The sequence below is a fragment of the Loktanella fryxellensis genome (assembly GCF_900110065.1).
In the GTDB taxonomy this organism is placed as follows: domain Bacteria; phylum Pseudomonadota; class Alphaproteobacteria; order Rhodobacterales; family Rhodobacteraceae; genus Loktanella; species Loktanella fryxellensis.
Genome location: NZ_FOCI01000009.1, coordinates 114,310 through 135,911, shown reverse-complemented (window position 1 = coordinate 135,911; position 21,602 = coordinate 114,310). Strand labels below are relative to the sequence as shown.

The 21,602-nt window shown below is 66.0% G+C and carries 21 protein-coding genes, 1 tRNA gene and 1 pseudogene; 9 read left to right on the top strand and 14 right to left on the bottom strand.

The genetic code is table 11. The annotated features are described in order from the left end of the window. Window positions 1–331, top strand: a pseudogene (locus BMX16_RS09100) (dihydroxy-acid dehydratase domain-containing protein); the annotation flags it as partial. Between the two features lie 85 nt (window positions 332–416). On the opposite strand, the gene BMX16_RS09095 reads toward BMX16_RS09100, so the two are convergent. The 6 genes from BMX16_RS09095 to BMX16_RS09070 are packed head-to-tail and all read right to left on the bottom strand — an operon-like array spanning window position 417 to window position 6,649. Beyond that, window positions 417–2,027: a GMC family oxidoreductase gene (locus BMX16_RS09095; RefSeq protein ID WP_089902032.1), complete on the bottom strand. Its 1,611-nt coding sequence runs from the start codon at window positions 2,025–2,027 to the stop codon at window positions 417–419. Window positions 2,028–2,061: 34 nt separating this feature from the next. Continuing rightward, window positions 2,062–3,069, bottom strand: coding sequence for a branched-chain amino acid ABC transporter permease (locus tag BMX16_RS09090; protein ID WP_218139856.1), 1,008 nt, complete (start codon window positions 3,067–3,069; stop codon window positions 2,062–2,064). Continuing rightward, the gene (locus BMX16_RS09085) at window positions 3,062–3,949 is read right to left on the bottom strand and encodes a branched-chain amino acid ABC transporter permease (RefSeq protein ID WP_089902026.1); all 888 of its coding nucleotides are present in this window, start codon (window positions 3,947–3,949) and stop codon (window positions 3,062–3,064) included. The genes BMX16_RS09090 and BMX16_RS09085 overlap by 8 nt, the downstream gene beginning before the upstream one ends. Before the next feature lie 2 nt (window positions 3,950–3,951). Continuing rightward, a complete protein-coding gene (locus BMX16_RS09080; protein ID WP_089902023.1) occupies window positions 3,952–4,653 on the bottom strand; it encodes an ABC transporter ATP-binding protein in 702 nt (233 codons plus the stop codon). Beyond that, window positions 4,654–5,424, bottom strand: a complete 771-nt coding sequence (locus tag BMX16_RS09075; RefSeq protein WP_089902020.1) for an ABC transporter ATP-binding protein — start codon at window positions 5,422–5,424, stop codon at window positions 4,654–4,656. 22 nt (window positions 5,425–5,446) lie between these two features. Further along, on the bottom strand, window positions 5,447–6,649 hold the full coding sequence (locus BMX16_RS09070; protein WP_089902015.1) for an ABC transporter substrate-binding protein: 1,203 nt from the start codon (window positions 6,647–6,649) through the stop codon (window positions 5,447–5,449). Window positions 6,650–6,880: 231 nt separating this feature from the next. Between BMX16_RS09070 and BMX16_RS09065 the strand changes: the two genes are divergently transcribed. Next, the gene (locus tag BMX16_RS09065; RefSeq protein ID WP_089902013.1) at window positions 6,881–7,783 is read left to right on the top strand and encodes a LysR family transcriptional regulator; all 903 of its coding nucleotides are present in this window, start codon (window positions 6,881–6,883) and stop codon (window positions 7,781–7,783) included. A gap of 33 nt (window positions 7,784–7,816) precedes the next feature. On the opposite strand, the gene BMX16_RS09060 is transcribed toward BMX16_RS09065, so the two are convergent. From BMX16_RS09060 to BMX16_RS09045, 4 genes are all read right to left on the bottom strand, one after another. Beyond that, window positions 7,817–7,892, bottom strand: a tRNA-Thr gene (locus BMX16_RS09060). Between the two features lie 45 nt (window positions 7,893–7,937). Beyond that, a complete protein-coding gene (locus BMX16_RS09055) occupies window positions 7,938–9,416 on the bottom strand; it encodes a heme biosynthesis protein HemY (protein WP_089902010.1) in 1,479 nt (492 codons plus the stop codon). Between the two features lie 11 nt (window positions 9,417–9,427). After that, window positions 9,428–10,627, bottom strand: coding sequence for a COG4223 family protein (locus BMX16_RS09050; RefSeq protein ID WP_143058008.1), 1,200 nt, complete (start codon window positions 10,625–10,627; stop codon window positions 9,428–9,430). A gap of 55 nt (window positions 10,628–10,682) precedes the next feature. After that, the gene (locus BMX16_RS09045; RefSeq protein ID WP_089902006.1) at window positions 10,683–11,396 is read right to left on the bottom strand and encodes a uroporphyrinogen-III synthase; all 714 of its coding nucleotides are present in this window, start codon (window positions 11,394–11,396) and stop codon (window positions 10,683–10,685) included. A 70-nt stretch (window positions 11,397–11,466) separates the two neighbouring features. Between BMX16_RS09045 and tsaD the strand changes: the two genes are divergently transcribed. From tsaD to BMX16_RS09030, 3 genes are read left to right on the top strand one after another with little or no spacing between them, the layout of a single operon-like run. Next, the gene (gene tsaD, locus BMX16_RS09040) at window positions 11,467–12,555 is read left to right on the top strand and encodes a tRNA (adenosine(37)-N6)-threonylcarbamoyltransferase complex transferase subunit TsaD (RefSeq protein WP_089902003.1); all 1,089 of its coding nucleotides are present in this window, start codon (window positions 11,467–11,469) and stop codon (window positions 12,553–12,555) included. After that, window positions 12,552–13,502, top strand: coding sequence for an NAD(P)H-dependent glycerol-3-phosphate dehydrogenase (locus BMX16_RS09035; protein WP_089902000.1), 951 nt, complete (start codon window positions 12,552–12,554; stop codon window positions 13,500–13,502). The genes tsaD and BMX16_RS09035 overlap by 4 nt, the downstream gene beginning before the upstream one ends. Window position 13,503: 1 nt before the next feature. Then, window positions 13,504–13,914 (top strand): EVE domain-containing protein, encoded by a 411-nt coding sequence (locus tag BMX16_RS09030; RefSeq protein ID WP_089901997.1) that lies wholly within the window; start codon window positions 13,504–13,506, stop codon window positions 13,912–13,914. On the opposite strand, the gene BMX16_RS09025 is transcribed toward BMX16_RS09030, so the two are convergent. Beyond that, on the bottom strand, window positions 13,911–14,252 hold the full coding sequence (locus BMX16_RS09025) for a DUF2853 family protein (protein ID WP_089901994.1): 342 nt from the start codon (window positions 14,250–14,252) through the stop codon (window positions 13,911–13,913). The two genes, BMX16_RS09030 and BMX16_RS09025, sit on opposite strands and share 4 nt — an antisense overlap. A 116-nt stretch (window positions 14,253–14,368) precedes the next feature. Continuing rightward, a complete protein-coding gene (gene ahcY, locus BMX16_RS09020; RefSeq protein ID WP_218139854.1) occupies window positions 14,369–15,757 on the bottom strand; it encodes an adenosylhomocysteinase in 1,389 nt (462 codons plus the stop codon). Between the two features lie 93 nt (window positions 15,758–15,850). Here ahcY and BMX16_RS09015 point away from each other — a divergent pair, with 93 nt between their 5' ends. Next, on the top strand, window positions 15,851–16,441 hold the full coding sequence (locus BMX16_RS09015; RefSeq protein WP_089901991.1) for a YfbR-like 5'-deoxynucleotidase: 591 nt from the start codon (window positions 15,851–15,853) through the stop codon (window positions 16,439–16,441). Window positions 16,442–16,450: 9 nt separating this feature from the next. On the opposite strand, the gene BMX16_RS09010 is transcribed toward BMX16_RS09015, so the two are convergent. Both BMX16_RS09010 and BMX16_RS09005 read right to left on the bottom strand, forming a co-directional pair. Then, window positions 16,451–17,002, bottom strand: a complete 552-nt coding sequence (locus BMX16_RS09010) for an ActR/PrrA/RegA family redox response regulator transcription factor (RefSeq protein WP_089901988.1) — start codon at window positions 17,000–17,002, stop codon at window positions 16,451–16,453. 60 nt (window positions 17,003–17,062) lie between these two features. After that, window positions 17,063–17,668, bottom strand: coding sequence for an SCO family protein (locus tag BMX16_RS09005; protein WP_089901986.1), 606 nt, complete (start codon window positions 17,666–17,668; stop codon window positions 17,063–17,065). 94 nt (window positions 17,669–17,762) lie between these two features. Between BMX16_RS09005 and regB the strand changes: the two genes are divergently transcribed. The 3 genes from regB to tsaE all read left to right on the top strand — a co-directional run bounded on the left by regB (window position 17,763) and on the right by tsaE (window position 21,497). After that, complete coding sequence (gene regB / locus BMX16_RS09000; RefSeq protein ID WP_089901983.1) at window positions 17,763–19,160, top strand: sensor histidine kinase RegB; 1,398 nt, start codon at window positions 17,763–17,765, stop codon at window positions 19,158–19,160. A 103-nt stretch (window positions 19,161–19,263) separates the two neighbouring features. Further along, complete coding sequence (locus BMX16_RS08995) at window positions 19,264–20,871, top strand: PAS-domain containing protein (RefSeq protein ID WP_143058007.1); 1,608 nt, start codon at window positions 19,264–19,266, stop codon at window positions 20,869–20,871. A gap of 143 nt (window positions 20,872–21,014) precedes the next feature. Then, window positions 21,015–21,497 (top strand): tRNA (adenosine(37)-N6)-threonylcarbamoyltransferase complex ATPase subunit type 1 TsaE, encoded by a 483-nt coding sequence (tsaE, locus tag BMX16_RS08990; RefSeq protein WP_089901978.1) that lies wholly within the window; start codon window positions 21,015–21,017, stop codon window positions 21,495–21,497. Window positions 21,498–21,602 lie beyond the last annotated feature (105 nt).

Sequence of the window (21,602 nt, the reverse complement as noted above, 5' to 3'; positions counted from 1 at the left end):
CATGGTCCGCATCAGCGACGCGCGCATGTCCGGCACCGCCTATGGCACCGTCGTGCTGCATACCGCGCCGGAGGCGGCGGCGGGCGGACCGCTGGCCGTGGTGCGCACCGGCGACATGATCGAACTCGACGTGGCCGCCCGGCGCATCCATCTGGACATCAGTGACGCCGAACTGGCCGCCCGTCTGGCCGCATGGCAGCCGGCGGCACCGATGTTCGCCAGCGGCTACTCCAAGCTCTTCGTGGACATGGTCGAGGGGGCCGATACCGGGGCCGACTTCGGCATCCTCAAGGGCTGCCGTGGACGCGAGGTGCCCCGTGACAGTCATTAAAGAGGCAGGCATGAGGGGCGCAGGCGCGGGCGCCGCACATGTGGATGCGGCGATGCGCGCGATCTGACGCGCGGGGCTCCGTCCGTCAGGTCGCGGCCATCGCCCGTGCGTCCGCAAGGATCATCTCGGCCGCCTTGTGGCCGATCATCATGGTCGGCGCGTTCGTGTTGCCCGAGGTGATCGTCGGCATGATCGACGCATCGGCGATCCGCAGCCCCGACAGACCGCGCAGGCGCAGGCGCGCATCCACGACGCTGTCAGGATCGCTGCCCATGCGGCAGGTGCCGACGGGGTGGAAGATCGTCGTGCCGATCTCTCCTGCCGCGCGCTGCAGGTCTTCTTCCGACTGATAGGCGGGGCCGGGACGGTATTCCTCGGGGTGGTATTTCGCGAATGCGGGCTGCGCCGCGATCTGGCGCGTCAGGCGGATCGCCTGCGCCGCCACGCGGCGGTCGCCGTCGGTGGACAGGTAGTTGGGCGCGATCAGCGGGGCATCGGCGGCATGCGGGCTGGACAGGTGCACCGACCCGCGGCTTTCGGGACGCAGATTGCACACGCTGGCGGTCATGGCGGGGAACGGATGGACCGCGTCGCCGAACTTGTCCAGCGACACGGGCTGGACGTGGTATTCCAGATCCGCCGTTTCCTTTTCCGGCCCCGACCGGGTGAAGATGCCGAGCTGGCTCGGTGCCATCGACATCGGGCCGGAGCGTTTCAGCGCGTATTCCAGCGCGATGCCTGCCTTGCCCCAGAGCGTGCTGGCCTGTTCGTTCAGCGTCCGCACACCCGTGACCTTGTAGATCAGCCGCAGTTGCAGGTGATCCTGCAGGTTCTCTCCTACATCGCGGCGATCCACGACGGGTGTCACGCCCGCCGCCTGCAACCGATCCCCCTGCCCGATGCCGGAGCGTTCAAGGATGTGCGGCGACCCGATGGCCCCGGCGGACAGGATCGTTTCGCGCGCGGCCTGCACCGCCTTGCGCTGTCCCTGATGGTCGAACGCGACACCCGTCACGCGACCGTCCGCGATCGTCAGATGCGCCACCTGCGCACCAGTCAGCACCCGCAGGTTGGGCCGTTTCATCGCGGGACGGAGAAAGGCGCGCACCGCGCTCCACCGCAACCCGTTGCGCTGGGTGACCTCGAAATAGCCACCGCCCTCGTTGTCGCCGCCGTTGAAGTCACCCGTGCGCGGGATGCCCTGCTGCACGGCGGCCTCCATGAACGCATCGAGCACGTCCCAGCGCACCCGCGCCTGTTCGACCCGAAGGCCGCCGCCTGTGCCGTGCATGTCGGTATCGCCGAGGTGATGGTTTTCCTGCGCCCGGAACGAGGGCAGCACGTCGTCCCAGCCCCAGCCGGTGCAGCCCATCTGGCGCCAGCCGTCGTAATCGCGGGCCTGACCGCGCATGTAGATCATGCCGTTGATCGACGAACAGCCGCCCAGGACCTTGCCGCGCGGATACATCAGGCTGCGCCCGCCCAGACCCGCCTCTGGCTGTGTGTTGTACAGCCAGTCGGTGCGCGGGTTGCCGATGCAATAGAGGTAGCCGACCGGGATATGCACCCAATGATAGTTGTCGTTGCCCCCCGCCTCGAGCAGGAGGACCCGGTTGGCCGGATCCTCCGACAGGCGATTGGCCAGCACGCAACCGGCGCTGCCAGCGCCGATGACGATGTAATCGTAGGTTTCCATGACGTGCCTTGTCGGTTCGGTTCCGTCCCGGCCCTTACTGTTCGGGCCGGAACCCCAGCTTGCGCCCCAGACGCGAGGCATAGAATTCACCCACCAGACCGCGCCGAAACAGCAGCACGCAGGCCATGAACACCAGCCCCGTGATGATCGTCACCGGAAAGTCCGAGGTGGCGAGTTCGTTCTGCAGTGTGACGATGATGCCGGCGCCCACGACGGGGCCGATCATCGTGCCGATGCCGCCCAGCAGGGTCATCAGGATGACTTCGCCCGACATCTGCCACGTCACGTCCGTCAGCGTGGCGAACCCGAACACCAGCGACTTCAGCCCGCCCGCCAAGCCTGCGAGGGCCGCGGACATCACGAAGGCCCCCAGCTTGTAACGGTCCACCGCATAGCCCAGCGACACGGTGCGCTGCTCGTTCTCGCGGATCGACTTGAGGATCATGCCGAAGGGCGAATTCACGAAGCGGTAGATGATCGCCACGCCGATCAGAAACACGGCGAGGACGAAGTAATACATGTTCGTCGTGTTGCTGAGGTCGATCAGGCCGAACAGGTGACCGCGCGGAACCGACTGGATGCCGTCTTCGCCCTTGGTCCAGCCCGACTGCACGCAGTAGAAGAAGAACATCTGCGACAGCGCCAAGGTGATCATGGCGAAGTAGATGCCCTGTCTCCGGATCGCGATCAGGCCCATGACAAGGCCCAGAGCCGCCGCACCGACGACACCGATCAGGATCCCGATTTCCGGCGATACGCCCCATTCCTTCACCGTGTAGGCGGTGAAATAGGACGCGCCGCCGAAGAAGGTGGCATGGCCGAACGACAGGAAGCCGGTGTAGCCCAGCAGCAGGTTGAACGCCGCCGCGAACAGGGCGAAGCACAGCAGCTTCATCACGAAGATGGGGTAGAGGAAAAAGGGTGCCGCCAGCAGGAGCCCGAGGATGACCACCATCATGACGATGCGGAGCGCGCCCGCATTGCCGAAGGTGGTCGTCTGTGCCGCAGCCGGTGTGTGTGTTGCGCCGCTCATGTCAGGCATCCTTTCCGAACAGGCCCGCGGGACGCAGGATCAGCACGATGGCCATGATGACGAAGATCACGATGTTCGACGCCTCGGGATAGATGACCTTGGTCAACCCCTCTGCGATGCCCAGCATGTAGCCGGTGATGATCGCACCCAGGATGGACCCCATCCCGCCGACGACGACCACGGCGAACACGATGATGATGATGTTCGTCCCCATCAGCGGCGACACCTGATAGATCGGTGCGGCCAGCACGCCAGCCAGCCCCGCCAGACCCGCGCCTAGCGCATAGGTCAGCGTCAGCAGCAGGGGCACGTTCACCCCGAAACTTTGCACCAGCACCGGATTTTCAGTCGAGGCGCGCAGGTAGCTGCCGAGCTTCGTCTTTTCGATCAGCAGCCAGACCGCAAGGCAGGCGATGAGCGAGGCGATGATGACCCAGCCGCGATAGATCGGCAGGAACATGAAGCCGAGGTTCACGCCACCCGACAGGGCCGCAGGCACCGGATAGGGTTGGCCGGACGCGCCAAAGAGATAACGGAACGTCCCTTCGATCAGCAGCGCGAGGCCGAAGGTGAACAGCAGCCCATAGAGGTGGTCGAGCTTGTAGAGCCGCGACAGCATGGTGCGTTCCACGATGGCACCGCCGAGTGCCACGACCAGCGGCGCGACGAAGAGCGCGACCCAGTAGTTCAAACCCAGATACGTCGCCATCAGCAGGGCGACGAACGCGCCCAGCATGTACATGGCACCATGGGCAAAGTTGATGACCCGCAGCAGGCCGAAGATCACCGCAAGGCCCAGCGACAGCATCGCATAGAACGAGCCGTTGATGAGGCCCAGCAGCAGCTGGCCCATCCACACGACAAGGGGATAGCCGAAAATCGTCGTCATCGTCAGACCCCCAGTGTTTCGTTGAGCATGGCCATCCGGTTCGGCAGATCCGCCACCGGAAACTCTGCGACCATCGTGCCGTGGTCCATGACATAGAAGCGGTCGGCGACCTTGGAGGCAAAGCGGAAGTTCTGTTCCACCAGCACCACGGTCATGCCGCGCGCCTTGAGCGTGCGCAGCACGTCACCGATCGCCTGGATGATGACCGGGGCGAGGCCCTCGGTCGGCTCGTCCAGCAGCAGGCATTTCGCGCCGGTGCGCAGGATGCGGGCCATCGCCAGCATCTGCTGTTCACCCCCCGACAGCTTGGTGCCCGGCGAATTGCGGCGTTCCTTCAGGTTCGGGAACAGCGTATAGATTTCGTCCACGCTCATGCCGCCTTCGGCGACCTTGGGCGGCAGCATCAGGTTTTCCTGCACCGACAGCGTGGCGAAGATGCCCCGTTCCTCTGGCACGAAACCCACGCCCGCCTTGGCGGTGTTGTGCAGCGACGTCTTCATCAGGTCGGTGCCGTCAAAGGTGATCGTGCCGGTGCGCTTCGACAGGATGCCCATGATCGACCGCAGCGTGGTCGTCTTGCCCATGCCGTTACGGCCAAGGATGCAGATCGTCTCGCCCGCGTTCACGTGCAGGTCGACGCCGTGCAGGATGTGGCTTTCGCCATACCAGGCCTGCAGCCCGGCAACATTCAATAGGGGGGCCATTCAGTCCTCCGTACCCATATAGGCGGTGCGGACGGCGGGGTTCTGCGACACGGTCGCGTAATCGCCCGTCGCCAGGATTTCGCCCCGTTGCAACACGGTGACGTGGTGGCAGATGTCGGCCACGACGGACAGGTTGTGTTCCACCATCAGGACGGCGCGGGTCTTGGCGACCTCGCTGATGATGCCCGCCACGACGGCCACATCCTCGCCGCCCATGCCGGCCATCGGTTCGTCCAGCAGCAGCACCTTGGGGTCCAGCGCCAGCGTCGTGGCGATCTCCAGCACGCGCTTGCGGCCATAGGACAGGTCCGTGGCACGCGTGTCGCGGTATTGGGTCAGGCCCAGATCGGCGATCAGCTCCTCGGCGCGACCGTTCAGGCGGTCCAGCGACGACAGCGGCAGCCAGAACTGCGTTGCCAGCCCGCTGGGCCGTTGCAGCGCGACGCGGACGTTTTCCAGCACCGTCAGATGCGGAAACACCGCAGAGATCTGGAACGACCGCACGAGGCCCATGCGGGCGATCTTGTCGGCCTTCACGTTGGTGATGTCCTGATCCAGCAGCATAATCTTGCCACGGGTCGGCGGCAGGAACTTGGTCAGCAGGTTGAAGACAGTGGTCTTGCCAGCACCGTTGGGGCCGATCAGCGCGTGGATCCGCGCATGTTCGACGTCAAGGTCCACACTATTCACGGCGGTGAACCCGGAGAAATCCTTGCCGAGGCCGCGGGCGGATAGAACCACCCGCGGCTGGTCCTGTAATGTCACAGGCATGGCTTGCACGGAACCGCTCCGCTCAACCCTGAACGAGCGGGCAACCGCTCTCGGCCGGGTCGAGGTAGGCTTCGGCACCGGGGATCGTCTGCAGCACGTTGTAATAGTCCCATGCGATGTCGCTTTCGCCCGGGGCCTTGACCTGCATCAGATACACGTCCTTGATCAGGCGCCCGTTAGCACCCACGGTGCCGCCCTGCGCGAAGACGTCATCGACGGGCAATTCCTTCAGCTTGGCCGACACGGCGGATGCCTCGTCGGTGCCGGCGGCCTCGATCGCCTTCAGATACGACAGCACGGCGGAATAGGTGCCGGCGTGGACCATGTTCGGCATGACGCCAGTCCGCTCGAAGAAGCGGTTGCCGAATTCAGCCGATGCCTCGTCGCGGTTCCAGTAGAAGGATTCCGTCAGGCTCAGGCCCTGTGCGGCCTCGAGGCCGAGACCATGCACTTCGGACAGGGTGAACAGCAGCGCCGCCAGTTGCTGGCCGCCCTGCGTGATGCCGAACTCGGCGGCCTGCTTGATCGCGTTCTGGGTATCCAGACCGGCGTTCGCCAGACCGATGACCTTGGCGCCCGACGCCTGCGCCTGCAGCAGGAAGCTGGAGAAGTCGGGGTTCGTTAGCGGGTGACGGACGGACCCTGCGACGGTGCCGCCCTGGCTGGTGACGAACGCGGACGTCTGCTCTTCCAGCGAATAGCCAAAGGCGTAGTCGGCGGTCAGGAAGAACCAGCTGTCGCCGCCCTGTTCGACCAGTGCACCGCCGGTGCCGACGGCCAGCGCGTGGGTGTCGTAGGCCCAGTGAAAGCTGTTGGGGGCGCACTGCGCGCCGGTCAGCTCGGTCGTGGCGGCACCCGTGGTGATCGTGACCTTGCCGGCTTCGTTCGACAGCGCCTGCACGGCCAGCGCGACGGAGGATGTCGTCAGCTCCATGATGCTGTCCACCTGTTCGGTGTCGTACCACTGGCGGGCGATGTTGGACGCGATGTCGGCCTTGTTCTGGTGGTCGGCGGTGATGACCTCGACCGGCATGTCCAGCACGGTGCCGCCGAAATCCTCGACCGCCATCAGTGCGGCCTCGTAGGACGACAGGCCGCCGAAGTCGGCATAGACGCCGGACTGGTCGTTCAAGATGCCGATCTTCACCACATCGTCCGACACCTGCGCGAATGCGGGGGCGGCGCCTGCGGCGACCAGCGCCGTTGTCATGATCAGTTTGTTCATGTCTCTCTCTCCCTGTTGGTGGATCCCGTCACGCCGCTTTGGGCGCTGCCGCACATCGCCAAAGGCGATCTGCGGGACGTGACCTGCTGTTCTGAAACGTCAGACCCTCTCCTCAGCGGGCCTGCCTGCGGGGAACGTCGCAGGAAAAGCAGTTTGACACAAGCGTTCAGAACTCATTAATTCCGTACAGCATGTGTCCATTTTCGTTCAGACAGGGGTGTTACCGCAAACATGGCTGATTTCACGTGGGACGACCTGCGGTTCTTCCTTGCGGTTGCCCGCAGCGGTCAGCTGTCAGAGGCGGCGCGCCATTTGCGCACCAGCCACGTCACCGTGTCGCGGCGCATCGACCGGCTGGAACAGGCGCTGGCCCTGCGCCTGTTCGAGCGCAATCCAAAGGGCTACGCCCTGACGAGCCACGGGCGCGCCCTGATCGCATCGGCGCAGGGCATGGCCGCACAGGCGGACCAGTTGCGCGCCGATCTGGCGGGTGAAGCACCCCTGCGCCAAAGCCTGATGCGCATCGCGGCCCCCGAGGGCTTCGGCAGCTATTTCAGCAACTGCATCCTGCCCGCCTTCATGCAGCAGTTTCCGGGGATCGCGCTGGAACTGATCGCCCTGCCGCAGATCATGTCGCTGTCACGCCGCGAGACGGAGGTGTCGATCACACTCGACCCGATCAAGGTCAGCACCTACGTCAGCGAAAAGCTGACCGACTACACGCTGGGCGTGTTCGGTGCCCCGTCGTATCTTGCAAAGGCCCCGCCGATCCGCACCCGCAACGACCTGCTGGATCACCCCTTCGGCGGCTATATCGAGGACATGATCTTCGCGCCCGGCCTCGACTATCTGGGGGACGTTCATCCGCAGATCAGGCCTGTGTTCAAGAGTTCGACCATCTTCAACCAGCAGGCCGCGGCGCGCGAAGGTCTGGTGCTGTGCGTGCTGCCCCATTTCCTCGGCGACCGCGATCCGGCGCTGGAGCCGGTGCTGGGCGACACGGTCCTGCTGCGGCGCCACTACTGGCTGAATTGCCACCGCGACGTCCACATGGCCCCCCGCGAACAGGCCGTGCGGCGGTTCCTGTTCGCCCAGATGCAGGTCCACGCGCCAACGCTGCAGGCAAAGCCGTGACCGAAGGCGGTGATTAAATCTCGGAGGGGGTTCTGGTGCCGCACGAGGGATTCGAACCCCCGACCCCATCATTACGAATGATGTGCTCTACCGACTGAGCTAGTGCGGCGCCATGGGGGCAGGCATTAGCACCCCCGCGACCGGTCGAAAAGTGCTATTTTGCGTTACGGGATGGATCGCTGTCCGGATCGTCATAGCGACCGATGGCCATCGGCGGGTCCAGCACGTCGGCGTCACTGACCTGCACCGCCGGTGGCGTGCGACCCATCAGCAGCGGCATCATGTCGGTGCCGTCGGGCATGGCGACTTCGCTGACCGGCGGCCGCTTCCAGCTGAGCGTGTCGAAGGCCTGACAGTTGTTGCAGACCGGCGTCCACGTGGCATGGATATGCTGGCAATTGTCGCAGATCCATTGCGGCCCCCGCGGCGCGGACAGGGCACGGGTCAGCCAGCCGCGCACGACATCCTCGTCCGCACCGGCACCGCGTTCGATGGCAGCCATCAGCGACAGGCTCCGCGCGGTCGGATCCTCGGCGATCAGGCTGGTCAGACTACGCCGTGCCTCCGGGAAATCCTCGACCGCGATGTGCAGTTCGGCCAGCAGCATCCGCGTCTCGGGGTGGTTGCCGTTCTGCGTCGTCAGCTTGCGGAACCGTTTGAGGCGCTCTGCGGGCGTCTCGTTCGGCGCGATGTCCGCGAAGGCTGCGGCGATGTCCGGGTGCGGGTTGACGCCCCAGGTCTTGGACAGAATGCGGCTGGCGTTCTTGACGTTGCCTTCCTCGACCATCGCGCGGGCGGCCATGACGGTCGCGGGCACCAGATCGGGCGACAGCCTGTTCGCCTCGATGGCGGCTTCGCGCGCCTCGACCGACTTGCCGGTGTCGAGGATGTCCTTCGCCTCCGACAGCGCCAGAACGGCGTCACGACGCTTGTGGACGTCGCGCGGCAGTGACCCCGACTTCAGCTTGGCACCCAGCGTCACGCGGGCGCCGGACCAGTCGGCCTTCTCGGCCTGCAGCCGCAGCAGCGTATTCTGGATCGCCTCGTCCTTCGGCCTGATCTCGAACGCCTTGCGGGCAAGGCCCAGCGCGGTATCCGTGTCACCGACCGCCAGCTTTTGCTGCATCAGGCCCTTGACCGCGACGAACCGCGTTTCGGGTTTCTCCAGCAGCTTGCGATAGCTCGCCTCGGCGGTGCGTGTGTCGCCGGTCATCTCGGCGGCCTGTGCGGTCAGCAGCGTGGTCAGGTCGGGGCGGTTCAGATACTTGTCCGCCCGGCGCGCCTTGGTCATCGCCAGATGACCGTCACCGCTGGCCAGCGCGAACAACCCGTCCGACAGCGCCACATACCCCTTGCGTTCGCGGTTGCGGTCGAAATGCCGCGACAGCGCGGTTTCATCCCCATTCAGGAACCGGAATACGGCGACGAGCAGACCCAACAGCTTCAGCGTCAGCCAGACGATGCCGATCAACAGGACGAAGGCGAAGACCAGTTGCAACGCATCCAGCGTGATCTCGTATCCCGCGACGCTGATACTGGCGCCGCCACGCGTATCCAGCAGTTGCACCGCACCCCATGTCAGGCCGGTGACGACCGCGACGAAGGCCAGGATCTTGAGGAATGTCGTGAACATGGGTGCGGCCTTCAGTTGGCGGTCAGGGTGGCAGAGAGCTGGTCGGCCGCGTCGATGGCCGCGGCGCGGCCCTCGGCCAGTGCGATCCAGTCGGCCATGGCGGTGCGGGCCGTCTGTGGCAAGGTGGCGATTTCGGCCAGTGCGTCGTTCAGTCGACCGGTGCGCAACGCGTCCTCGGCCCGGCTCATGACCGCGTCGGCGCTGGTGCCGTCACGCGGGGCTGTGGACCTGACGTTCAGCTGGTTGCGCAAAAAGGCTCCGACGCCCGTCGCATTGTCACCTGCCTCGCCGGCGGTCCGCGCCGCGGCAAGACCAGCACGAGAGGCGTCGGGATAGGCGTCCTGCAGGGCGGCCAGCGTCGGCGCGCCCTCTGCCACGGCGGTCAGCGCAGCGGGAACCGGATCGCTCAGGGCACCGCCCAGATCGTCCAGCGCCTCTTGCAGCGGCGCACCGGTTTCAAGCCCGCCCTGCACCCGGGCCAGCGCAGCGCGTACCGTCTCGTCACGGGCGGCGTCCACCGCCTGCGCCTGAATCGCCTCGGCTTCGGCGCGGGTGGCTGCGATCTGCTCCTCCAGCGCGGCGCGCTGCACATCAAGGTCCGCCTGCTGTGCCGCGATCTGATCGGACAGTTGCGACACGGCGGCATCGGCCACGTTGCTGTCCATCACCGGGGCCTGCGCCGCAAGATCGGCGATCTGCGCCTCAAAAGCGGCCAAACGGTCGTCCACGCGACCATCCAGAACCTCCAGCCGCGCCGACAGGTCGGTCACGACACCCTCGATCTGGGCGGTATCGGTTTGCGGCATGTTGGCCACATCGCTTTGCAATGCGCCCAGTTGATCCTGAATCCCCGTCAGATCGACGGTCTCGCGCGGGCCGAACTGAACATAGGCGGTACCGTAGCCGACGCCGCCGGCAACAAGGCCACCCAGCAGCAGGGGCAGGAAGACGCTGCGCTGCTTGGCAGGTGCCGCCTGTAGGGTTGGCGCGGGCCGGGTCGCCTCGGACGTGACTTTCGCAGGCTCGCTCGCCTTGACGGGTTCCGCTTCACCCAGCGTCGTTGACTCAACGGGCTGCGGTGGCACGGCCGGTGAAGGGGTTGCGGTGGCGTGTGGCAGGGTGGGCGGCGGCATCGCGGTGACGGCTGCAATCGCATCGTCCGATTGCGGTGTCGTCACGGGGCCGCCTTGCTCTGCCGGTTCATTTGCCACGAGGTCCACCATCCTGTCTTATCCGGGCACGCCGACCCACCGTTGTCGCAAGACGTTAGACCGCGTGCGCCCCACCCTCAAGTGTCGAGAGGCCCCACAGGGTGGCCCGCGTCATCTGCACCATGTGATCTGCGTCAGGATGCGCCACCGTCAAGAGCCGCGCCGGTGCCAGCGCCGCAAAGGCATCCGCCACGACCGCACTGATCGCCACGACGTGCAGGGGTGCACGCCAGTCGAGCGCCAGCACCCCGCCCGCAGAGCGGAGCGAGAACACGGGAGCGACGACGGGCGTGTCGCCACTCGCCGCCTCGCGCAGCAGGTCGCCCTCAGGCAGGCGCATCTGGTCGTAAACCACGACCGTGGTGCAGGGCACGCCGGCTGCGGTCAGTCGTTCGGCGATGGCCCCGCGCCGGTGCCGCCCCCCCAGATGCACCAGCGGGCCGGGCGGGCGGTGCTGCAGGATCAGCGCGACGAGCGCATCCGCGTCACCGGCGGCGTTCATGACCGAATAGCCACGCGCTGTGGCCGCCGCACTGGTGGCATCGCCCACGCAAAAGGCCCTGAGCCCGGCGCCCATCGGCGCCAGCGACACGGCGCGGGCCGAGGTAAAGATCACGCCCGCCGCATCCGGCATCCGGTAGTCCAGCGGCGTGATCTGCAACGCTGGTGCATGCAGGACCCGGTGCGGCACGTCCAGCCCCGCCGCGACCGTCGCCGCGAACTGCACCCCGGCGGGGGCCGGGCGGGTGATGAGGAGGATCGGTTCCATCGCGGCCCGTGTTGTGTGGACAGGCGGGCAGTGTTACCTGCGACGTGTCCCGGCGCAACAGGGGGATCCCATGATCCGCACCATTCTCGGTATCGAAAGCAGTTGCGACGATACCGCTGCCGCGGTCGTGCGGCAGACACCGGACGGCACGACGATCCTGTCGTCGGTCGTCCACGGGCAAGGCGCGCTGCATGCGGCCTTCGGCGGCGTCGTGCCGGAAATCGCGGCGCGCGCGCATGCGGAAAAGGTCGATGTCTGCGTGGAACAGGCTCTGTTGCAGGCGCATGTGGCCTTGCGGGACTGCGATGCCATCGCGGTGACTGCCGGTCCCGGCCTGATCGGCGGCGTGCTGTCCGGCGTGATGTGCGCCAAGGGGCTGGCGGCTGCGACGGGTCTGCCGCTTATCGGGGTGAACCATCTGGCGGGGCATGCACTAACGCCGGTACTGACCGATGGGGTGGCGTTCCCCTATCTGATGCTGCTGGTGTCTGGCGGGCATTGCCAGTTTCTGATCGTCCACGACGCTGACCGTTTCCAGCGCATCGGCGGCACCATCGACGACGCCCCCGGCGAGGCGTTCGACAAGACCGCCCGCCTGCTTGGGCTGCCGCAGCCGGGCGGACCTGCGGTGGAACAGGCGGCGGCACACGGCGATCCGAAGCGCTTTGCCCTGCCCCGCCCGCTGCTGGACCGCGCCGATTGCGACATGAGTTTCTCGGGGTTGAAGACCGCGCTGCTGCGGGCACGGGACGGGGCGATGGGGCCTGATCAGACCCTGACGCAGGCCGATCAGGCGGATCTGGCCGCAGGATTTCAGGCCGCGATGACCGACGTCTTGCGGATCAAGACGGCCCGTGCGCTGGACCTGTATCTGGCGCTGGACCCCGCCGCACCCGTGCTGGCCGTCGCCGGTGGCGTCGCCGCCAATGCCCCGATCCGCACGGCACTGGCCGGGCTGTGCGAGGAACGCGGCGTCCGGTTCACGGCCCCCCCGCTGGCGTTGTGCACCGACAACGCCGCGATGATCGCCCATGCGGCGTTCCACCGACTGGCTCGCGGCGACGTGGACGACATGACCCTGTCCGCCCGCCCCCGCTGGCCGCTGGACGGCACCGCCACCGCGATGCTGGGGTCCGGCCGGAAAGGAGCCAAGGCGTGATCGGCGTCGTCGGTGCCGGTGCCTTCGGCACGGCGCTGGCCGTCGCCCTCGCGCGGGATGGGCGGGGCGTGACGTTGTGGGCACGGGACACGCACGATCTGGCGACGACCCGGCGCAGCCGTCATCTGCCCGGTGTCGCCCTGCCCGACGGCATCGTGGTGACGGACGACATTGCGGATCTGACGCAGGCGGATGCGATCCTGTTGGCCGTGCCGGCGCAGACCCTGCGCAAGGTGCTGACGATCCATGCGAACACGCTGCATGACAGGGTGCTGGTTGCCTGTTGCAAGGGGATCGACCTGCACACCCTGACCGGGCCGGTGGCGACGATCCGTGCGACGCTGCCCGATGCCATGCCTGCAATCCTGACGGGGCCGTCGTTCGCCGCCGACATCGCACGCGGCCTGCCGACCGCACTGACGCTTGCCTGTGCCGACGACCGTGCCGGAATGGCCCTGCAACAAGGCCTGTCCACATCCACCCTGCGCCTGTATCGCACGACCGATACCACTGGCGCGGAACTGGGCGGCGCGTTGAAGAACGTCATCGCCATCGCCTGCGGCGTGGCCATCGGCGCGGGGCTGGGCGACAGTGCGCGGGCGGCGTTGATGACGCGGGGCTTTGCGGAAATGCAGCGCCTGGCGCAGGCATTGGGGGCCGATCCGCAAACGCTGAACGGTTTGTCCGGGCTGGGCGATCTGGCGCTGACCTGCACGTCCGACCTGTCGCGGAATTACCGCTTTGGTCTGGCGCGGGGGGCCGGCGCTGCCGCCGATCCCACACAGACCGTCGAAGGCGCCGCCACATCCCGCGCCGTCACGCTGCTGGGCGCGGATCGCGGCATCGACCTGCCGATCTGCGCCGTCGTCGCCGCCCTGTCCGAGGGGCTGATCAGTGTCGAAACCGCATTGCAGAGCCTGCTTGCCCGTCCGTTGAAAGAGGAATGACATGGCCCATTGGTTGTTCAAGTCAGAGCCGGAGGTGTTCGGATGGGATCATCTGGTGGCCAAGGGCGTGTCGGAATGGGACGGCGTGCGCAACTATCAGGCCCGCAATTTCATGCGCGACATGGCCGTGGGCGACACCGGGTTCTTCTATCACTCGCGCACGGGGCTAGAGATCGTCGGCATCATGACCGTGATGGCGACCGCCCACCCCGACAGCACGGCGGACGATGACAAATGGGTCTGCGTCGACGTGAAGGCAGACCGCCCCCTGCCCCGCCCGGTCACGCTGGATGCGATCAAGGCGGAGCCTGCCTTGTCCGACATGGTGCTGGTGCGCAACAGCCGCCTGTCGGTGCAGCCGGTAACGCCCGCTGAATGGGCGCAGGTGCTGCGGATGGGCGGGCTGACCTAGCCGTAGACGGACTGTTTGCCGAAATGCGTGGTCAGCAGATAATAGACCACGGCGCGATATTTGCTGCGGTTCGACCGACCGTAGGTCTCGATCACCGCATCCACACCGGCCATCAGGTCGGGCCCGTCGGGCAGGCCAAGCTTCTTATTCAGGAAACCGTCGACGATGCGCTGCAATTCTGCCTTGTCGCTGCCTGCCACGGTGCTGGCGTCGTCGCTGTAGATCACAGGACCGCAGCCGATGGTGACCTTGGTCAGCAGGTCCATGTCGGCGGTCACACCGAACTTGTCGCGCAGATCGGCGGCATAGGTTGCGATCAGATCGTCTCTCTTGCCCATATCACACACTCTCCGGGCGGCAGGGTGCCGCAGCGTAAACCTAGGCGTGAAACCTGCTTTGGGACAAGAAAAAACCGCCCCTGCGGATGCAGGGGCGGCTTTCGTGGAAATCCGCCTCAGTAGCGGTAGTGTTCCGGCTTGAACGGGCCATCGACGGTGACGCCGATGTAATCCGCCTGATCCTTCTTCAGCTCGGTCAGCTTCACGCCGATCCGCGCAAGGTGCAGGCGGGCCACCTTCTCGTCCAGTTTCTTGGGCAGGATGTAGACGCCGGGCTGGTATTCGTCGCCCTTTGTCCAGAGTTCGATCTGCGCCAGCACCTGATTGGTGAACGACGCGGACATGACGAATGACGGGTGACCCGTGGCATTGCCGAGGTTCAGCAGTCGACCTTCGGACAGCAGGATGATGCGAGAGCCCGACGGCATCTCGATCATGTCCACCTGTTCCTTGATGTTCGTCCACTTGTGGTTCTTCAGCGCGGCGACCTGAATCTCGTTGTCGAAGTGGCCGATGTTGCCGACGATCGCCATGTCCTTCATCTCGCGCATATGCTCGATGCGGATGATGTCCTTGTTGCCCGTCGTGGTGATAAAGATGTCGGCTGACCCGACCACATCCTCCAGCAGCACGACCTCGAACCCGTCCATCGCCGCCTGCAGGGCGCAGATCGGATCGACCTCGGTCACCTTCACGCGGGCACCGGCACCGGCGAGAGAGGCGGCGGATCCCTTGCCCACGTCACCGTAACCGCAGACGACGGCGACCTTGCCGGCCATCATGGTGTCGGTGGCGCGGCGGATGCCGTCGACCAGCGACTCCTTGCAGCCATACTTGTTGTCGAACTTCGACTTGGTCACTGAATCGTTCACGTTGATCGCAGGGAACGGCAGTTGGCCGTTCTTGTGCAGATCATACAGGCGATGCACGCCGGTCGTGGTTTCCTCGGACACACCCTTGATCGCGTCGCGGACCTTCGTGAACCAGCCGGGCGACTGCGCCAGGCGTTTGGCGATCTGCTTCTTGATCACCTCTTCTTCTTCGGACTGGGGGACCGGGATGATCTCCTCTCCCGCCTCGGCGCGCGCGCCAAGCAGGACGTAGAGCGTCGCATCGCCGCCATCGTCGAGGATCATGTTCGGTCCGTCCGCGAACTGGAAGGACTTGTCGAGGTAGTCCCAATGCTCTTCCAGGCTCTGACCCTTGATCGCGAAGACGGGCACGCCCGCCTCTGCGATGGCGGCGGCGGCATGGTCCTGCGTCGAAAAGATGTTGCATGACGCCCAGCGCACGTCGGCACCGAGGGCGGTCAGCGTTTCGATCAGCACCGCAGTCTGGATCGTCATGTGCAGGGAGCCCACGATGCGGGCACCGGCCAGCGGCTTCGTCGTGCCGAATTCGTCGCGGCAGGCCATCAGGCCCGGCATCTCTGTTTCGGCGATGTCCAGTTCCTTGCGGCCAAAGGCGGCGAGGGCGATATCCTTGACGATGTAATCCGTGGTCATCCGCTTGTGCTCCTTGCACTTCATCTTTGGCGCGGGCGATAGCATAGTGGGCCCAGTGAAACAACGAACGACCTGTCGCAGCGGAATGGCACCATGAAACAACCCCGTGCCTGGCAAAGGATGCTGTCAGGGCGCCGCCTCGACCTGCTGGACCCCACGCCGATGGATGTCGAAATCGCGGACATCGCGCACGGCCTTGCCTTTGTTGCGCGGTGGAACGGGCAGACGCTGGGCGACTATGCATACTCTGTGGCAGAGCATTCGTTGCTGGTGGAACAGATCTTCGCCCGCCAGAACCCCGGCGTGTCGGATCGCTGGCGGCTGGCGGCGCTGCTGCACGATGCGCCGGAATATGTGATCGGCGACATGATCTCGCCGGTCAAGGCGGCGATCGGACCGGCCTACAAGGATCTGGACGCCCGCCTGACCGCCGCGATCCACCTACGCTTCGGCCTGCCCGCGGTGCTGCCGGACAAGGTGAAACGCCGGATAAAGGCCGCCGACAGCGTGTCCGCATGGCTGGAGGCGGTGCAGATCGCCGGTTTCTCAGAACCCGAGGCCGACCGGTTCTTTGGCCGTCAGGACGCGGCACTGATCGCCACGCTGTCGATTGCGTTGCGACCGCCCGTGCAGGTCCGCACCGATTTCACCGCACGCCATGCGGCGCTGCTGGCCGGCATCTGAAAACAGACCCTAGCGCGGGCTGCGTTTCGCCAGGATGCGCTGCAGGGTGCGACGGTGCATCGACAAACGACGGGCGGTTTCGCTGACGTTGCGGTCGCACAGCTCGTAGACGCGCTGGATGTGCTCCCACCGCACGCGGTCGGCGCTCATCGGATTGTCGGGGGGCGGCGGCAGCTCGTCCTTGCGGGCCAGCAGGGCGCTTGTCACGTCCGTGGCATCGGCAGGTTTCGCAAGATAGTCGATCGCGCCGATCTTGACCGCCGCCACGGCTGTGGCGATGGCACCGTAACCGGTCAGCACGACGATGCGCGAATCCGGCCGGCGTTCGCGCAGCAACTCGACCACGTCAAGACCGTTGCCATCCTCCAGTCGCAGGTCGACGACCGCATAGGCAGGCGGTCGTTGGGTGACGATGCTGCGACCATCCGCCACGCTCTCGGCGGTCTCGACCTCGAAGCCACGCTTCTCCATCGCCTTGGCCAGCCGCTTGACGAAAGCCTCGTCGTCATCGACGAGCAACAGCGTCCTGTCGGGCCCGAGGTCCAGCGCGTCTTGTTCCATATCCCATGATCCTTGGTGTTTGAACTGATTTAGGTTTCTGACGGACGTAATCAACCGGCCTCAGGCAGCTTCGATGGCGCAGGCCACCTGTGCGGCGACCTGCTCCGGCGTCTCGTCACGGCGAAAGAACGTGGCGAACCCGGTCTCGGGCATCATCAGATAGGTGAACACCGAATGGTTCACGAGGTAGAAGTCCGGATCCGCGTCGGCACGGGAATAGGACACCCGATAGGCGTCCGCCGCCGCCTTGACCTGTTCGGGGCTGCCCGACAGGCCGATCATCTTGTCCGAAAAGTTCTGCACATAGGCGCCCACCACCTCTGGCGTGTCGCGTTCGGGATCGACGGTGACGAATACCGGCGTGGCGCTGTAGCCGTCCTCGGCCAGCAGATCGACGGCCTGCGCGTTGCGCGCATTGTCGATCGGGCACACGTCGGGACAAAAGCTGTAGCCGAAATAGATCAGCGTGGGTTCAGTGATGACGTCCGCATCGGTCACCGTGACCTCCGTGCCATCGACCAGCGTGAACGGCCCGCCGATGTCGGCACCCGCGACGGTGCTGGTGAAACAGCTGGTCGCGTCCGCCCGACCCATCGTCAGCGCATAGGTACCGCCCAGAAGCGCCAAAAGCGCGGTTCCCGCCAGCAAGGCTGTCGTGCGTGTCATCGTGATCCCTTTCCCAAAGCGCCGCATTGATCGCGCATCGCGGGCTTCGTAACAATGGGACAATCGCGCACAATTCCTTGACGCAGGGCGGCCCATGATTTCCGACGACCTCGACGCGCTTCAGGACCGCGAGCGCAGCAACTGGGTGCGGCTGCGCACGCTCCTCATCCTGCGATGGTTCGCCATCGGCGGCCAGATCGTGGCCATCCTCGTGGCGACGCGGCTTTACGGCCTGAACGTGGATGCCGGCCCGCCCGCCATGACCATCGGTGCGGCCATCCTCGTCAACCTCGTCAGCAGTTTCGTCTATCCCGAGAACAAGCGCCTGTCAGAGCGCGAAGCGAGCGCCATGATGGCCTTCGACATCGTGCAGCTGTCGCTGCTGCTGTATCTGACGGGTGGTTTGAACAATCCCTTCGCCCTGCTGATCCTCGCCCCCGTGACGATCGCGGCCACGGTGCTGCATCTGACCAGCTTCCTTGCGCTCGCCGCACTCGCGATCGCCATGATCTCGGTCATCGGGGCCGTGTCGGTGCCGTTGCAGATGCAGGACGGCACCGTCCTGCTCTTGCCGCCGATGTTCCACTTCGGCTTCTGGGTGTCGCTGGTCATCGGCGTCGTATTCCTCGGGATCTACGCCCGCCAGATCACGACCGAGATGAACGCCATGGGCGATGCGCTTCTGGCGACGCAGCTGGCGCTGGCGCGCGAACAGAAGCTGACGGATCTGGGCGGCGTCGTCGCAGCCGCCGCCCACGAACTCGGCACGCCGCTGGCCACGATCAAGCTGGTCAGCGCAGAGTTGCTGGACGAACTGGCGGACCACCCCGAGTTGCGCGACGACGTGGAACTGATCCGCAGTCAGGCGGACCGGTGCCGCGACATCCTGCATTCCATGGGCCGCGCCGGCAAGGACGACCTGCACCTGCGCACCGCCCTGCTGGAAACCGTCGTGCGCGAATCCGCGGAACCCCATCTGCGGCGAGGCCGCGACGTGCTGTTCGACATTACCGCAGAGCCCGGGTCGGATCGCCCGCAGCCCGTGATTTCCCGCCGGCCAGAGATCGTCCACGGCCTGCGCAACCTGATCCAGAACGCCGTCGACTTTTCCGAAAGCCGGGTCGAAATCGACGTGAACTGGACCGATACGCAGGTCTTCGTGCGGATCACCGACGACGGGTTCGGTTTTCCACAATCGGTGATCGGACGCATCGGCGACCCTTTCGTGCGGCGCAGGCGTGGCGGGCTGGATGGTCTGCGGCGGCCCGGTTACGAGGGCATGGGGCTGGGGCTGTTCATCGCCAAGACCCTGCTGGAACGGTCCGGCGCGCAACTGACCTTTGCCAACGGGCCGCGCCAGAAACCCGACGACGACATGGACGGCATCGCGGCGGGTGCCATCGTTACCGTCATGTGGCCCATGCGCGCCCTGTCGCGCAGCGCGCCCGGACTGCATCCCGTCCTGGGGCAGAACCAGCCGATCCTGCCGTGACGCCGTCCCAGCCCTGTCGCCTGATCGAGGGTTAAGCGGCTGTTAACCTCGGCGTGGCAAGAGTCCGTGGGTTGGCAGCGCGGGGATTCGGACAATGGATACGATGGCGCAGATGCTGCGTTACGCTGCAGCCGTCACTTTGATCGGTGTCGGGCTGTTCGGTCTTGTGCAGTCGCTGCGCCTGCTGACACGCGGTGCACCGGCGATTGCGACGCGCTTGCCCATCAGCGCGACACCCGTTTTCCTGTTCGACGGTGCGACGCTTGTGGATGCCTCGCCCACGGGGGCGGCGCTGATCGCGCAGACGGCGGAAACCATGACCGATCAGGCCGCCCTGTTCCACGTGCTGCAGGGGCCGTTCCCGACCCTGCAGCACGTGTGCGCCACCCTCGGCGTGGGCGCGCGGGTCGTGCTGCACGGCGCGCGGGACCCGAACCTGTGCCTGACGGTGCAGGCGGTCGATGGCCTGACGCGCATCAGCCTGTCGGCCGGCGACACGGCTGCGACCAGCCGCATGGCCGATCTCGAACGGGCCAGCCTGATGGACGAGTTGAACCTGCTGCGCCTGATCGCGCGCGAAACGCCGCAACTGATCTGGCGAGAGGATGCGACAGGCGCACTGAACTGGGCCAACGCCGCCTATCTGTCCTATGCAGACAGGATGCGGCCGCAGGGCGCACAGACCATGGCACATCACGGACGGGTCTGGCCAGGCGAGCGGCTGTTTGCGGACGTGCAGCCACCGGACCCGGGCGATCCCCGCACCACGGGCGGGCGTCATGCGCTGCAACTGTCCGGTGAAAAGGCGGAACACTGGTTCGAGGTGACGGCGCTGCCGCACGACGGATCGGTGATCTATTACGCCAGCGACGCCAATGCGACGGTCCGCGCCGAACAGGCCCAGCGCGATTTCCAGCAGATCCTGTCCAAGACCTTTGCGCACCTGTCCACCGGCCTCGCCATCTTCAACCGCAAGCGGCAATTGGTGATCTTCAACCCCGCGCTGTTGGAGATGACGGGGCTGCCGTTCGGTTTCCTGTCCGCCCGACCCAGTCTCGACATGGTGCTGGACCGCTTGCGCGAGATGCGGAAGCTGCCGGAACCCAAACATTATCCGACGTGGCGCGAACAGTTCTCGGCCCTCGAAGCGGCGGCGCATGACGGCACCTATGCCGAACGCTGGGACCTGACGGACGGGCAGACCTTTCGCGTGACGGGACGCCCGCACCCAGACGGCGCGCTGGCCTTCCTGTTCGAGGACATCAGTGCAGAAGTGTCGCTGACCCGCCGCTTCCGGTCGGAGATCGAGACGTCGCAAGCCGTCATGAATGCGCTGCCAGACGCGGTGGCCGTGTTTTCGGCCAGCAATACCCTGATGCTGACGAATGCGGCCTACGACAGGATCTGGCAGACCGACAGCGACTTGCAGATGACCGTGCACGACCTGCGGGGCGCCCTGCGGATCTGGAAGATGCGCGCCGCCCCCAGCCCGCTGTGGCGCGACATCGAGGATTTCGGCCGCCTGCGCCACGACCGGCCGGTTCTGACGGATCGCCTGATCCTGACGACGGGTCGCCGCATCGACTGCGAGGTCAGCGCGATCGGTGGCGGAATGACACTGGTGCGATTCACGCTGCCGGTCGATCGCATGACCGACACGGCGCGACCCGTGGTGCTGATCGGCGATGCCGGGCGCGCGGCGGCAAGCTGACGCGACCGGACGGTCATCACACTGTGACCCGGATCGCGCCCCGGCCCCGCCAGCCCGACTGCGCAATCTGATCGCCATGCCTGATCAACTTACCAAAGGATGATTTGCCTTGCGGCGCATGGCTGCTGGTCTAGGCTGGCGACATGCCCACCCTGCGCCTGACCCTTGCCAATGCCGATGCGACGGCAACCCTTGCCGGCCGGATCGCGCCGCTGCTGAAGGCCGGCGACACCCTGCTGCTGGAGGGTGACATCGGCGCCGGCAAGACCACATTCGCGCGCGCGCTGATCCGCGCGCGGCTCGGCAATCCGGCCGAGGATGTGCCGTCACCCACGTTCACGCTGGTGCAAACCTATGATGCGGCGGATGCGACGATCTGGCACTGCGACCTCTATCGCCTGACCCACGAACAGGAGGTGCTGGAACTTGGTCTGGCAGAAGCGTTCCGCGACGCGATCTGCCTGATCGAATGGCCGGATCGTCTGGGTCAGGATACGCCGGTCGATGCCCTGACCTGCCGCTTTGCCGCCGCCCCGGACCACCACACGCTTGACCTGACGCCCGGGCCCGACGACGACGCACGCTGGCAACCGATCCTCGCCGCCATCGCCCGGACAGGGACGTAGCGTGCCCTGCATCGCCGTGTGCACATCGTCGCAGGCCCGCGTGTTCGGATGCATCCGGCTGCGATGCACGGCCCCCACCCACCATGGCCCGCGCCGCGACCCCGC